General features: G+C 69.1%; 11 protein-coding genes and 1 tRNA gene. 2 read left to right on the forward strand and 10 right to left on the reverse strand.

Features of this window, described 5'->3' with window-relative positions; all coding sequences use genetic code 11:
- Positions 1-310 precede the first annotated feature (310 nt).
- A tRNA-Arg gene (locus ABD808_RS03430) sits at positions 311-386 on the reverse strand.
- Between the two features lie 639 nt (positions 387-1,025).
- On the opposite strand from ABD808_RS03430, the gene ABD808_RS03435 reads away from it, so the two are divergent.
- A complete protein-coding gene (locus ABD808_RS03435) occupies positions 1,026-2,060 on the forward strand; it encodes a D-alanyl-D-alanine carboxypeptidase family protein (RefSeq protein ID WP_344889440.1) in 1,035 nt (344 codons plus the stop codon).
- Here the strand turns inward: ABD808_RS03435 and ABD808_RS03440 are convergent, their stop codons facing one another.
- The 9 genes from ABD808_RS03440 to ABD808_RS03480 are packed head-to-tail and all read right to left on the reverse strand — an operon-like array spanning position 2,061 to position 13,153.
- Complete coding sequence (locus tag ABD808_RS03440) at positions 2,061-2,735, reverse strand: GntR family transcriptional regulator (RefSeq protein WP_344889442.1); 675 nt, start codon at positions 2,733-2,735, stop codon at positions 2,061-2,063. It lies immediately after the preceding gene.
- Between the two features lie 17 nt (positions 2,736-2,752).
- Positions 2,753-3,937 carry an acyl-CoA dehydrogenase family protein gene (locus ABD808_RS03445; RefSeq protein ID WP_344889444.1) on the reverse strand — a complete coding sequence of 395 codons (1,185 nt, stop codon included), beginning with the start codon at positions 3,935-3,937 and terminating at the stop codon, positions 2,753-2,755.
- Between the two features lie 28 nt (positions 3,938-3,965).
- Positions 3,966-5,708, reverse strand: coding sequence for a flavin-containing monooxygenase (locus tag ABD808_RS03450; protein ID WP_344889446.1), 1,743 nt, complete (start codon positions 5,706-5,708; stop codon positions 3,966-3,968).
- Between the two features lie 17 nt (positions 5,709-5,725).
- Entirely contained in the window at positions 5,726-6,706 is a 981-nt protein-coding gene (locus ABD808_RS03455) for a cyclase family protein (RefSeq protein ID WP_344889448.1), read from the reverse strand.
- Complete coding sequence (locus tag ABD808_RS03460; RefSeq protein ID WP_344889451.1) at positions 6,703-7,857, reverse strand: ABC transporter substrate-binding protein; 1,155 nt, start codon at positions 7,855-7,857, stop codon at positions 6,703-6,705. Before ABD808_RS03460 ends, ABD808_RS03455 begins: the two co-directional genes overlap by 4 nt.
- A 5-nt stretch (positions 7,858-7,862) precedes the next feature.
- Positions 7,863-9,605: an ABC transporter permease gene (locus ABD808_RS03465; protein WP_344889454.1), complete on the reverse strand. Its 1,743-nt coding sequence runs from the start codon at positions 9,603-9,605 to the stop codon at positions 7,863-7,865.
- Positions 9,602-10,780, reverse strand: a complete 1,179-nt coding sequence (locus ABD808_RS03470) for an ABC transporter ATP-binding protein (RefSeq protein ID WP_344889457.1) — start codon at positions 10,778-10,780, stop codon at positions 9,602-9,604. The genes ABD808_RS03465 and ABD808_RS03470 overlap by 4 nt, the downstream gene beginning before the upstream one ends.
- Positions 10,777-11,868 carry an alpha/beta hydrolase gene (locus tag ABD808_RS03475; RefSeq protein ID WP_344889460.1) on the reverse strand — a complete coding sequence of 364 codons (1,092 nt, stop codon included), beginning with the start codon at positions 11,866-11,868 and terminating at the stop codon, positions 10,777-10,779. The genes ABD808_RS03470 and ABD808_RS03475 overlap by 4 nt, the downstream gene beginning before the upstream one ends.
- Entirely contained in the window at positions 11,852-13,153 is a 1,302-nt protein-coding gene (locus ABD808_RS03480; RefSeq protein ID WP_344889463.1) for a CaiB/BaiF CoA transferase family protein, read from the reverse strand. Before ABD808_RS03480 ends, ABD808_RS03475 begins: the two co-directional genes overlap by 17 nt.
- 201 nt (positions 13,154-13,354) lie before the next feature.
- Between ABD808_RS03480 and ABD808_RS03485 the strand changes: the two genes are divergently transcribed.
- Positions 13,355-13,849: a beta-class carbonic anhydrase gene (locus ABD808_RS03485; protein ID WP_344889466.1), complete on the forward strand. Its 495-nt coding sequence runs from the start codon at positions 13,355-13,357 to the stop codon at positions 13,847-13,849.
- The last annotated feature ends 33 nt before the right edge of the window (positions 13,850-13,882 follow it).

Consider the following 13,882-nt stretch of genomic DNA (forward strand, 5'->3'; position numbering starts at 1 on the left):
CACAGGCAAGTCGGGCTCGTGGACGCGCGGCATTCTGGCCGAGGTGGGCTGGGACGACTTCGCATGCACCTACGTGGACATGAAATGGAAGGGTGTCGCGGCTGGGTATCGAGTCGGCATTGGGCGAGCTATGACCACTGCGACTCCCGCGCGATTGGCAACCACCCTACGGATGGGCGAGGTGGTGGCTCGCGAGGCCGCGCCATTCGCCGCTGGAAGGCCGGACAGAGAACGGCGCGCCGTCCGCCTGGCCCAACAAGGCGCTGGCCAAACGTTTATGCTGGTCAGAGGGTTGTTCGTGGTGGTGGGGTGGCGCCTCCGGCAGGATTCGAACCTGCGGCACCCGCTTTAGGAGAGCGGTGCTCTATCCCCTGAGCTACGGAGGCGTGTCGTCGCTGCGTTATGAGCGTAGCGGACGGCACCTACAGGGTACGGGACGGGGAGTGTTGAGCGCTCCTTGTTATGAGGGGCCTTGGCCTCTAGGCCTGGTGGGGTGGGGTCGGTACGCTTCGGTGCCGTGACGGGTCGGCATCGTGGGCAGCCGAAGGACCGGGTCGCCGATGACGAGGTGGACGAGCGTTCGTCCCGGAAGTGGATCGGTGTTGTCGCCGGGGCTTTTCTGGTGCCCGTCGTGGTGTGTTCTGTAGTTGCGTTCGGGTTGCGGGAGGAGCCCGCGCGGGAGCCGGGGTCGTCTTCCGGGCGGGAGGCTGCTCCGAAGGTGACCCAGGAGCCTACTTACGAGCAGTTCGTTGCGCCTGAGCAGGAGCCTCAGGCGGGGACCAAGGCGCCCAAGCGGACGGTTGTTCCGAAGGTCACGCCGCGGAAGAGGGTTGTGCCTCGGCCTTCTGTGACGCCTACGTGGCAGCCGTGTCCTCCCGGCTGGCGGGACGTTTGGTGGATGTATCGGTGGTGTGTACGGCAACATGGTCACCGTGGTCGCTGAACCGGTTACGCACAGGTCACCGTAGAACCTGTAGTAGCGTTCTGCCGCTGTTCCTCATTTGGGTATCAGGAGGAAACCCACCGTGCCGAATCCCCGGTCAGCGGCACTGACCGCGGTCTTCCTGGTGATGACGATGATCTCACCGCGAGGTGCCGCCGGAGCGGTCGCGGGGCCGAGCGACACGCTTGAGGCGTTGCGTCGTGAGGCGTCGAAGGCCAGTTCCGAGCTTGAGAAGGCCACGAACCGGATGGAGGACCGGAAGAAGGATCTGGCCGCTTCGCAGGTCAAGTTGCGGGACACGCTCAAGGATCTCGCGGGGGCCGAGGCCGAGCTGAATCGGATCAGGGAGCCCTTGGCGAGGTTGGCGAACACGTCGTACCAGCAGCGGGGGGCCGCCGGGTCTATGGCGATCTTCGGTGGGGGGCCGCCCGGGCAGGCGTTGCGTTCGACCGCGGACGTGTCGTTGCTCGCCGAGTCGCAGCAGGCGTTGGTGGATCGCGCGGACGAGTTGCAGGATCGGCGTAAGCGGCTCGCGACTACCGCGCAGGAACTACAGTCGCGCAACGCGGTGGAGCAGACCCGCATCCAGCAGGAGGTGGACGGGTTGAAGACCAAGTCGGCGGCGCTGACGGAGCGGCTCAACACGATGCTCGACAAGCTCGCCGACAGTCGTTTGAAGCGGTTCCAGCTGGGGTGTGACAAGAGTCTTTCGGCTGATGCGAAGAAGTTTCCGAACGGGCTGATCCCGGCGAAGTACCTGTGTGTGCTCCCGCAGAAGGGGTTCAAGCTGCGGGCGGACGCGGCGCAGGCGTTCTACAAGTTGAACGCCGCGTACAAGCGGGCGTTCGGCCGTGACATCTGTGTGCGGGACGCCTACCGGAACCTTTCCGAGCAGCATCGGCTTTACGCGGAGCGGCCGGGGTTCGCCGCTGTTCCGGGGACAAGCAACCACGGTAAGGGGCAGGCCGTCGACCTGTGCGGTGGCGTGCAGAACTCGGGCTCCGTCCAGTTCAACTGGATGGAGGCCAAGGCCGGGAAGTACGGGTGGATCCACCCGGCATGGGCTTACAGCAACCCGTTCGAGCCGTGGCATTGGGAGTACGGGACGGACGGGTGATCAGCTGTTCGTCGGCTCCGCGGTTTTCTGTTCGCCGGGGAACACCGCCGCCAGGCGGCTGGGGACGCGGCTGCGGTGCTGGTCGGACAGTTCGATGACCGCGGCCTGGTCGCCGCCGCGGAGGGCGTCGACGATGGCCGTGTGCTCGTGGACGATGCGGTCCCGGGCCTCGGCCTCGTAGAGGTAGACCGATCGGTACGCCTCGGTGAGCGACCAGATCCGGCGCAGTTCGTCCACGATGAGGTCGAGGCCCGAGGCCCGGAAGATGAAGAAATGGAACTCGTTGTTGAGCTGCTGGATGGCCAGCACGTCGTCCCCGGCCTGTTTGATGCGGGCGTTGATGTCGTCCAGCTCGTCGAGTTGGGCGGGTGACAGGTCGGGCAGCGCGTTGATGATCTCGCGTTCCAGGACGCGGCGCATCAGGTACGCCTGTTCGAGGTCCTGGACGGTCAGCCGTTTCACCGAGTAGCCGACGTTGCGCTGGTAGACCAGCACGCCCTCGCTTTGCAGGATGCCGAGCGCCTCGCGGATCGGCGCCCGGCTGACGTTCAGCCGCGAGGCCATCTCCTCCTGCCGGATCTGCTGACCCGGCAGGAGTTCCATCACGGTTATCATTTCCCGGATGCGGGACACCGCCCATCGGACGGAGCCCGCATCGGACATCGATTTCGCCATTTTGGGAGCTCTCCGCGTTACCGGAACGCCGAGATTCCGGTCACGGAACGCGCGATGCTGAGCAGGTGCATTTCCTCCGTGCCCTCGTAGGTCATCACCGTCTCCAGATTGTTCATGTGGCGCATCACCGTGTGGTCGAGGGTGATTCCGGCGCCGCCGAGGAGGCTCCGTGCGAGACGGGCGACCTCCGCCGCGGCACGGACGTTCGCGAGCTTACCGAAGCTGATCTGGGCCGGGTCGATCATACCGGCGTCCTTGAGTCGTCCCAGATGGGCGGCGTTCAGGGCCGCGCTGTTGACGGCGACGACCATTTGCGCGAGTTTCGCCTGCACCAGTTGGAATGACGCGAGCTTGCGACCGAACTGGGAGCGTTCGTCGCAGTGCCGCAGCGCTTCGAGATAGCAGGCGCGGGCCGCGCCGACCGCGCCCCACAGGATGCCGAAGCGGGCCTCGTTCAGGCAGGTCAGCGGGCCGGACAGGCCGCGGGCTCCCGGTAGCGCGGCGGAAGCGGGGAGCTGGACGTCGTCCAGCCAGAGTTCCGCCGTGACGGACGCGCGCAGCGACAGCTTGCGTTCGATCTTGGTGGCGCTGAAGCCGGGGGTGTCGGTCGGGACGAGGAAACCGCGGATACGTCCGTCGTCCGGGTCGCCGGGGTCGGTGGCGCGAGCCCAGATGATCGCCACGTCCGCGAAGGTGCCGTTGGTGATCCACATCTTCGAGCCGTTGATCACCCAGGTGTCGCCGTGTCGGACGGCGGTGGTGCGCATCGAGCCGGGGTCGCTGCCCGCCTCGGCCTCGGTCAGCCCGAAACAGCCGATCAGCTCGCCGGTGGCCATCCCGGGAAGCCACGTCGCCCGCTGTTCCTCGCTGCCCCAGTGGTGGATGGCGGACATCGCCAGTGACCCGTGCGCCGACACGAAGCTGCGCAGCCCGGAGTCGACGGCCTCCAGTTCGCGGCAGGCGACGCCGTAGGCGGTGGCGCTGAGCCCGGCGCAGCCGTAGCCGGTCAGGTGCATGCCGAACACGCCGAGCTTGCCCAGCTCCTTCGCGACCTCGACCGGCAGCCCGCCCGCCGAGTACCAGTCGCTGACGTGCGGCTCGAGTTCCGCCGCCGCGTACGACCGAACGGTGTCGCGAACGGCCCGCGCGTCGGCGTCGAGCTGGTCGTCGACAGCGAGGAAGTCGTGTGGATCGATCGCCATCTGTTTCGTGTCTCCCCTCGGACCCGGGCTAGGCGCCGGTCTTGATGTCGAATTCCTGGAACTGCCCGTCGGCGGCGCGTTCGCACCGCCTCTGGTATTCGGCGAACCCGCCCGCGTACGCCACGGCCTGCCGTTTGGCGCCGGGGACGATCCGCGACATCCACCAGCTGTCGGTGCGCGGGATGAGGGTCTGTTCGTAGACCTCGTCCACATGCCTTGACCAAGCTGCTTCAGCGTCGGGGGTCGGTTCGGCCGTTGCTTCGTCGTTTCGCAGACGGTCGATGAGTCGTCCGATGAACCGGGACTGGTAGTCGGCCAGTAGCGGCGGCGAGAAATGCGCGCATGGGCTCTGGTGGCCGTTGATGAAGAACAGGTTCGGGAACTGCGTCGTCATCATCCCGAGGTGCGTGTGGACGCCCTCGGCCCAGTGGTCGCACAGCGGCAGCCCGCCGCGGCCCCGTACGTCCATGCGCAGGACGGCGCCCGCACCACCGTTGAAGCCGGTGGCGCAAATGAGCACGTCGAGCGGATGCCGAGCCCCACTCTCCAGCACGATTCCGTCCGCGTCGCAGCGCGCGATCGGGTCGGATTTCACGTCGACCAAGACGACGTTGTCCTGGTTGTACGCCTCGTAGTAGCCGGACTCCCCGGGTGGACGCCGGGTGAGCGGCCGGTGTTCCGGGACGAGGAGGTCGGCGACGTCCGGGTCCTTCACCGCCCCCCGGATCTTCGCCTCCAGGAAGGCGCGGACGGTGTCGTTGGCGGCCTCGCTGCGGGCGAGGTCGGTGAAGACCCGTCCCCAGTGCACGCCTCCGGCCGTCCACAGCGACTCGAAGGCCTCCTCTCGGGTCTCCGCCGACACCTCCAGCGCGCCGCGCTGCTCGGGCACCACGATGCGTTTGCCGACCAGCACCATTCCCGGGCCCCGGGTGGTGTGTTCGAGGCGGCGGATCTCCGCGTAGTTCTCCTTGACGTATCGCTCGTATTCGTCCGGCATCGGTTCGTTCCGCAGCGGCAGCGCCCAGCTGGCGCTGCGCTGGAACACGGTGAGCCGCTCCGCCGTCCGCGCGACGGTCTGGATCACCTGGATTCCGCTGGCGGCCGTGCCGATGACGCCGACGCGTCCGCCGAGGTCGACGTCGTCGTGGGGCCACGCGCCAGTGTGGATCAACCGGCCCTGAAACTCGTCCAGACCGGGAATGTCCGGCATCTTCGGTGCGGACAGGAATCCGGTCGCCATGACGCAGTAGCGGCAGCGGAGCCGCGTGACCTCGCCCGATTGGACGTCTTCGACGGTGAGGGTCCACAGCCCGGCGCGGTCGTCGAAGATCACGTTGCGGACGCGGCGGCCCAGCTCGATGTCGCGCCGCAGGTCGAGCTTGTCGGCCACCCACCGCAGGTAGAGCAGGACGTCGGGCTGCGCCGCGTACCGTTCCGGCCAGTGCCATTCCTGTTGCAGCTCGTCGGAGAAAGCGTAGGAGTACTCGACGCTCTCGATGTCCACCCGCGCGCCCGGGTACCGGTTCCAGTACCAGGTGCCGCCGACGTCGTCGCCGGACTCCAGCACCTTCACGCTGAGCCCCTGGTCGCGCAGCCGGTACAGCGCGTTCAGCCCGCTGAAGCCCGCACCGACGACCAGCGCGTCATAGACGGGAAGCGCGTCGTTGGCCAGAGGCGCGTTGTTGACCAGAGGCGCGTCGTTGGCCAGAGGCGCGTCGTTGGCCAGAGGCGCGTTGTTGGCCGGAAGCGCGTTGTTGACCGGGTCGGTCATGTCGGCTCCTTCTCCCTTCACTTGATGGCCAGCGGGTTGATCGGCGATCCGACCGCGCCGGTGATCGTCAGCGGCTGGGCCGCCAGCAGGAACGAGTACGTGCCGTCGTCCGCGCAGTCGTCCGCGAGGGCTTCGAGGTCCCAGATCTCGCCGATGTAGATGCCCGCGTGGACGAGCAGGATCGCGTGCAGCGGGGCGATCAGGTCGGGCGTCTCGTACGGGATCGCCTCCATCCCCCAGGTGTCGGTCGCGATGCCGCTCACCCGCCGGTCGCACAGGAACTCCGCCGCGCCGACGCCGAGGCCCGGGGCGGGGCCGCCCGCGTACCGGCCCCAGCCTTCGCCCGCGTCGCGGATCCGGGCCAGTTCGCCGGTCCGGACGAGGACGAAGTCGCCCTCCCCCACCTCGACGCCCTGGTCGGCGGCGCAGCGGGCGAGGTCGTCGGCCTGGATGCTCGCGTCCGGCGGCAGGTGCTCGTGGCCGCTCCACCGCGCGACGTCGAGCAGCACGCCGCGTCCGACCGCGCGGTCCCTCAGGTTCGTGATGCTGTTGTATTTCGCCCCGTGACCGGCGGTGACGCTGGACGTGTCGCGCCCGTTGTAGGTATGTCCAGCGTAGAAGGCGTGGCAAAGGCCGTCCCATTGGGTCGCGGCCTGCAACGGCATGTACACCGCGTCGTCGCTGAACCGCTGGAGGTCGCCCTCGCCCGGCCACGGATCGGTCGGCAGGACGAGCATCACGTGCTGCGGGTTCGCGCGCAGCGACCCGGCCGACTGTGGCCCGGCCCGGTCCAGCGGGACGGCGAGGGAGAACACCTCGCCTCGCCGCACCTCGCGGGTGGCGGCGAGCACCTTTTCCGGGGTGACGCGGTTCGCGGCGCCGACTTCGTCGTCCGGCCCCCATTCGCCCCAGGTGCGGTAGCGCTCGGCGAGTGCCTCCACGGAAGCGCGCGTGTGCTCGCGCTTACGCAGATCGCCGCGTCGGATGCTCATGGTCATGGGTTCACCGGCTTCTGCCACTTGATGAACTCCTGGAGGACGCGGTTGAAGTCCTCTGGCGCGATCTGCGGCAGCGCGTTCTCAAGGACGTGGTAGTTAGGCCACGACGGCGGAGTGGTGGTGCCTGGACGCAGCGGTGTGTTCAGCCCCTTCGAGGCGATCAGCCCCTGCGCCTCGGGCGTGAGCATCCAGGACGACCACAGCTTCGCCGCGTCCATGTGCGGCGCGCCCTTGATCATGGCCGAGGACCCGTAGAGGAGGGACGACAGCCCGGGCACGGCCTTGAAGGCCACCGGGGCACCGGCCTGCTGCTTCAGCAGGTAGCGCATGTGCGACGCCCACGGCATCATCGTCGTCTCGCCGGTGACGAGCCGGTCGTAGTACGGCCGGGTGGAGTCGACCTGCTTGCCGTGACTCTTCAGCCCGCGCAGTTGGTCGAGCGTCACCTTGTTCGCCTTGTACAGCGGCATCAGCGACTGCGCGCTTATCACGCCGAGGCCCGGGTTGTCCAGGACGTAGCCGTTCAGCCTGCCCGAGGCGAGGTCCGCCATCGACGTCGGGATGTCGTTCGCGGACATCTTCGTCGAGTTGTACATGAAGCCGTAGACGTCGCCGTAAGGCACGTAGAACCGCTGCTTGGAGTCGCGGTACCGGGTCGGGAGGTCGTCGACGGTCGGCGGCTCGAACGGCTGGAGCAGCCCCTTGTCCGCCAGGACGCTGACGGATTCCAGGCCGAGCATCAGGGCGTCGCCGACCTGCCGTCCGCTCGACACCTCCGACTGGACGGCGCTGACCGTCGCGCCGGGCGGCTGCACCTTCGGCACGATCTTGATGGACGGGTAGCGCTTGGTGAAGTCCTGCCAGATCGGCCGGAACAGCTCGGCGTACGCGCCGTAGACCACCACCTGGTTCTGTCCCGCCTTCGCGGCGGCCGTGCACAGGTCGGCCATCGCCTTCGCGTTCTCGGCGTTCCCCGCCCAGGCCGTGTCGCCGGACGCGCTGGACGTGCACTGTTTCGACGCCTCCGCCTTCCCCACGCCGCCGCCGCACGCGGCCGCCAGGGACAGCACGACCACGGCCGCCGCCGCGGTGCCCGCGCCCTTCCGGCGGCGGGTCGTGCCCACCGCCGTTCTCCAGTCGATCGCTTTCATCGCTCTCACCTCGCCGTTCGAACCGGGTTCCTTCGGGACGCGCCCGCCGTCACCGCGAGCACCGTGTACCGGAGCACGAGGTAGGCGATGCCGAGGGCGCAGATCAGCGCGGTCAACAGCACGAGGAGCGCGCACGCCTGCGTCGGCACCGCGGAGCTGTAGAACAGGCTGTAGGACAGGGTCGCGACGTTCGAATGCGTCGCCGGGAGCAACATGAGCGGGACGTCCAACACCCCGGCCATGATCACGCTGCACACCAGCCAACCCGCGAGGAAGCTTCGCGTCATCAGCGGCAGGACGATTCCGACGAACGTCCTGGCCGCCGACGCCCCGGAGGCGCGGGCCGATTCCTCCAGGTCGGCGCTGATCTGCACCAGCGCCCCGGCGGCGGACCGTCCCGCCACCGGCATCAGCAGGATGACCAGGCCGATCACGCAGAGCCAGGTCGTCCCGTAGAGCTGCCGCAGTCCAGGCACCGACAGGTACGCCCAGGTCAGCGCCGCCGCGAGGACGACCCCTGGCAGCACCAGCGGCGCCAGGCTGAGCACGTCGATGTACCGGCCGAGCCTCCGGCTCGACTTGGTCCCCACGTAGACCAGGAGGGTCGCGAACACCATCGTGCCGAGGCCCGCCGCGACCGACAGCGACAGCGTGAGCTGGAACGCCCCGACCGTCTGCGGGTCGTCGAACACGGCGGTGTAGTTCGCGAGGGTGAGTCCGCTGTACATGCCGAGCACGCTCTGGAAGGACGTCAGGACCACCTGGGACGCCGGGAGCAGCAACCCGACCACCACCAGAACGGCGATGGACGCTGTGCTGGCGTGGCGACTGCGGCCGAGGGACCAGCGCTTGGCCTTGTAGTCCTTGCCGGTGACGGTCGCGAAGCTCCGCCTGCTCGTGTACCGCCATTGCAGGAGGATCAGGACCACCATCGCCAGCATCATGATCATCGAGATGCCGCTGGCGGCGGCGTACTGCGCTGGGGTCGACGCCGCGATGTAGAAGAAGATGCGCGTCGACAGCGTGTCGATCCCGGCGTTCTCCCCGATGATCTGCGGGACGTCGAACGTCCCCATGCAGTAGACGCCGACGAGGATTCCCACGCCGAACAGGGTCGGCGCAAGGGTCGGCAGGTCGATCGACATCAGCGTCCGCCAGCGGCTCGCGCCGGAGGTGAAGGCGGCCTCCTCGTGGCTGCTGTTCAGCGTGGAGACGGGGCCGAGCAGCAGGAAGTAGCAGAACGACGTCAGCTTCAGTCCCTGGACGAGGATCATCCCCGGCCACGAGTAGACGTTCAGCGGCGAGGCGCCGAAGACGGCCTCGATCGGCTTGTTGAGCAGGCCGACCTCGGGGTTGCCCAGCAGGCTCCAGCTGATCGCGTACAGCAGGGTCGGAAGCGCGAGCATCAGCAGCATGACCGGGGTGACCAGGGCCCTGCCGGGTGTCGTCGTGCGGGTCGAGACGAAGGCGAACCAGCCGCCGATGACGAGGGCGAGCGCGGTCGAGCCCACGGAGAACAGGACGGAGTTCAGCAGCGCGTGGTATGTGCGCCCGTCGCCGAAGACGTCCGGGAAAGCGGACAGCGTCCAGGCGCCGCTCTGCCCGGGCGGCGCGCTGCGGAACGCTCCAACGAGCAGCATGACCAGGGGCCAGCCGAGCAGCAGCGTCGCGAATCCGATCAGTGCCCACGCGGGGACGCGGTGTCCCCTGAACTGGACGCCCCTCGGCAGGTCGGTCGCGGTCGTCACGACGCACTCCCGTTGCCTGTGGCGAGCCCGCCCGTGGTGGATTCATTCGTGACGGGCTCGTCGGTGGCGGGTTCGTCCGTGATGGGGATGAGGGCGATCTGGGTCGGGTCGACGCGGATGACCGCCTCGTCGGCCTGCGCGCCGGTGGGGCGGACGCCGTCGGCGGTGAGCTGCTTGACGACGAGGCCGGAGCCGAAGGCCGAGACCTCGTGTTCGGTGACGGTGCCGAGGAACGTCGAGCGCAGGACCTTGGCGTCCAGCAGGTTCGGACGGTCCGCGGAGCGGTCGCCGAAGCCGATCGCCGTGCTGCGGACCGCGATCCAGACGCGGTCGCCCGTCGAGCATCCGGCGGCGGGACGGGCGCAGAGCAGGCCCGCGTCCCAGCCGTCCGGCCTGACCTCGGTGCCCGCGCCGCCGATGGCCTCGATCCGGCCCGGCAGGATGTTCTCGTAGCCGAGGAACTCCGCGACCCAGCGGGTGGACGGCGCGTCGAACACCTCGCGCGGCGTCCCGACCTGGACGGCGCGGCCACCGTGCATGACCGCGATGCGGTCGGACATGCTGACCGCTTCCTCCTGGTCATGGGTGACGTAGACCATGGTCGACCTGGTCTGTTCGTGGATGCGTTTCAGCTCGACCCGCATCTGCGTGCGCAGCGCGGCGTCCAGGTTCGACAGCGGCTCGTCCAGCAGCAGGACGCTCGGTTCCCGGACGAGCGCCCGCGCCAGTGCGACGCGCTGCTGCTGGCCGCCGGACAGCGCCGACACCGAACGCGGCGCGTAGTCGGCCAGCCCGACGAGTTCGAGGGCGTCCATCGCCTTGGCCCTGGCGGCCTGCTTGCGCTCGCGCTTCAGGCGGAGCGGGTAGCTGACGTTCTGGACGACCGTCATGTGCGGCCACAGCGCGTAGCTCTGGAAGACCATGCCGATGTCGCGTTTGTGCGGGGGCAGCTCGTAGCCGCGCGACCGGTCGACGACGGTGCCGCCGCCGAGCTGGATGCTGCCCTCGTCCGGCGACTCCAGACCGGCGATACAGCGCAGCGTGGTCGTCTTGCCGCAGCCGCTCGGACCGAGCAGCGCGACGAACTCGCCGTCGCCGATGTCGAGGCTGACCCGGTCCACGGCGGTGACGCCTCCGAACCGTTTGGTCAGGTCGTCGATGCGGACGATGCTCATGGCGCTTCACCGATCTCTTGTTCCGGCAGGCCGGTCCGTTCCGGCGGGCCGACTCGTTCCGGCGGGGCGGCCCGCTCGGGCAGGCCGAGGCGTTCGCGGAGCCAGGTGACGATGCGTTCGTTCTCCGCCCGCGCTCCCTCCACCCGTTCGGGGATCTTCAGGAACTCGTGGTCGGCGTTCGGGACGACCGACAGCGTCACCGGGACGTCGGCGTCGGCGAGACGTCCGGTCATGGCGAGCGAGTGGCCGAGCAGCGCGTCCTCGTCGCCGCAGGAGAGGTACGTCGCGGGCAGGACGTGCAGGGACGGGCTCAGCGCCGGGCTGACGAGGGGGTCGCGGAGCTTCCCGCTGAAGTTCGGCCCGAGGTAGGCGGACAGCGTGATCTCAGGCTCCCCCGCGTAGTACTTCGGGTCGCAGATCCAGCGGTGCGCGTCCAGCATTCCGAACAGGAGCAGTAGGGCGCTCACCGTGACGGGCATGTCCGCGAGGTCGCCACCGTCGAGACGGGTTCCGGGGCGTTGGACCCCGGAGCGCCCGGTGCCTGGTCGTTCGACGTGGGCCTGGTCGTCGGCGCCGTGCAGGACGAGTGCCGTCCCGGCAGCGAGGTTCGCGCCAGCGGAGCATCCCGCGACGGCGAGGCGGTCCGGGTCTCCGTCGTAGGCGTCCGCGTTCTTCACGGCCCAGCGTGCCGCGTATACGCAGTCCTCAAGCGCGCGCGGGAACGGGTGCTCGGGCGCGAGCGCGTAACCCACGGCCACGACGAGCATCCCCTCGGCGGCGATGGACGCGCAGTACCGCCGGTCCATCGAGGCTGAGCCCGTGTACCAGCCGCCGCCGTGCACGTACACCAGCACGGGATGCGGTCCGGGTGTGCGCGGCTGGTAGATCTCGGCCGTGAGAGTGCCGTCGAGCCCGCCGATCGGGACGTCCTCGTGCAGCCGCACCCGGGCCGCCAGGTCACCGGACAGCGCGGGCGGGGCGGGCCTGCGCCGTCCGGCGACCAGGTCGTCGACCGACCGGGCGAAGGTGTGCGTCACCGGCTCTCCGCGAAACAGCGACTGCCAGTGGGCCTTATTCGCGTGGGGCATGTCCCTCCTCTGTTCGGGCGGCCTCGGTTCGGGCAGTCGAGCGGGCGGTCGGGCGGTCAGAGTGATCCGGGTCCGCGGCCTCCACCAGCGCGCCGCGGCCGAGCAGGTCCGTGATCGCCGCGTCGGTGTAGCCGAGTTCGCGCGCCACCTCGGTGGAGTGTTCGCCGAGCCGGGGCGGGTGCCGCAGCGTCGCCGGGCCCGGTCTCCCGTCGCCCATGTCGACGGGAGACCGGGCCATCCGGAGGGGGCCGACGAACGGGTGGTCCACCGATTCGAAGAAGTTCGTCGCGACCAGGTGCTCGTCCTCGAAGAGGTCCTCGATGGCGTTGACCTTGCTGGACGCGATGTCGGCGCGTTCGAAGACGTCCTGCCATTCGGCGGTCGTGCGCCGGGTGAGGTGGTCGTCCATCAACGAGTACAGCGCGTCGATGTGGATGGTGCGGGTCCCGATGGTGCGGTAGCGCGGGTCGTCCGCGAGGGCGGGTTCGCCGATGGCGGCGAAGAACGACCGCCACTGCTGGTCGGTGTAGACCATGACGGCGAGGTAGCCGTCCTTGGTGCGGAACGGTTTTCGGTACGGCGACTCGGTGCGCGGATACCCGGTCGGGCCGCTCGGCGGGTCGAACACCCAGCCGCCCTGCTGTTCCAGCAGCATGAACGAGGCCATCGACTCGAACATCGGCACCTCGATCGCGCGGCCGCGTCCGGTGACGGAACGGCCGTGGACGGCGGCCAGCACCGAGGCGGCGCCGAGGATCCCCATCGTCTTGTCGGCCGCCGCCGACCGCCAGTAGGCGGGGCGGCCGCCGTCCACGGCCTGCACGGACGCCATCCCCGACGCGCCCTGGATGACGTCGTCGTAGGCGGGACGGTCCGCGTACGGGCCGCCCGAGCCGAACCCGCGGAACGCGCAGTACACCAGGCGGGCGTTCGCCGCGAGGAGCCGGTCGGGCGTGATGCCGAGCTTGGCGGCGGCCCGCGGGCGGAGGTTGTGCACCAGCACGTCGGCGGACTCGACGAGGCGGGTGAAGACGTCCATCCCGCCGCCGTCCTTGAGGTCGACCGCCACGCTGCGCTTGCCGCGGTTGGCGTTCAGGAAGATCGGCCCCATGCCGGGCACCCGCGCGTCGCCGACGTAGCGGAGGACGTCGCCCTGCGGCGCCTCGACCTTGACCACGTCGGCACCCCACTGCGCCAGGATCATCGCGCAGTAGGGCGCCATGAACGTGGTGCTGAGGTCCACGACCCTGAGGCCGGCCAGCGGACTGGGCTCGTCCCGCGTCATCGGCGTCCCACGCTCCCTCCACCACAAGATTGCTTCCCAATATTGGAGCCAATATCGCATGCAGAACTTCGGGCCACAAGACCCCGAGCGAAGGAACGATGACCGCCGGTTATTCCTACTGATCAGGTAGGAAAAGTGTTAGGCTCATGCCGCGGCCGGGCGGTCCGGGCCCGGCCGTCCACCCGACCCTGGAGGACGAGGATGAGCGTGACCGATGAGCTGATCGCCAACAGCGAGCGGTACGCGGCCCGGCACGACAAGGGAGACCTGCCGCTGCCCCCGGCGAAGGGCGTGGCGGTGGTCGCGTGCATGGACGCCCGTCTCAACCCGTACGGCCTCCTCGGCCTCACCGAGGGCGACGCCCATGTCATCCGCAACGCGGGCGGCGTCATCACCGCCGACGAGCGCCGCAGCCTCGCCATCAGCCAGCGGCTGCTCGGCACCACCGAGATCATCCTGATCCACCACACCGACTGCGGCATGCTCACGTTCGGCGACGACGACTTCCGGCGGCAGATCCAGGACGAGACCGGGCAGAAGCCCGACTGGGCCGCCGAGGCGTTCACCGACCTCGACGCCGACGTCCGCCAGTCCATCGCGCGGATCAGGGCCGACCCGTCCATCCCGCACACCGACCAGGTGCGGGGCTTCGTCTTCGACGTGAAGACCGGCGGCCTGCGCGAGGTCAAGCCCTAGCCGTCCCGGTCCGCCGGGCCGTTAGCGCGCGGC

Origin of the sequence: Actinomadura meridiana (assembly GCF_039537545.1) — a bacterium.
Taxonomy (GTDB): domain Bacteria; phylum Actinomycetota; class Actinomycetes; order Streptosporangiales; family Streptosporangiaceae; genus Spirillospora; species Spirillospora meridiana.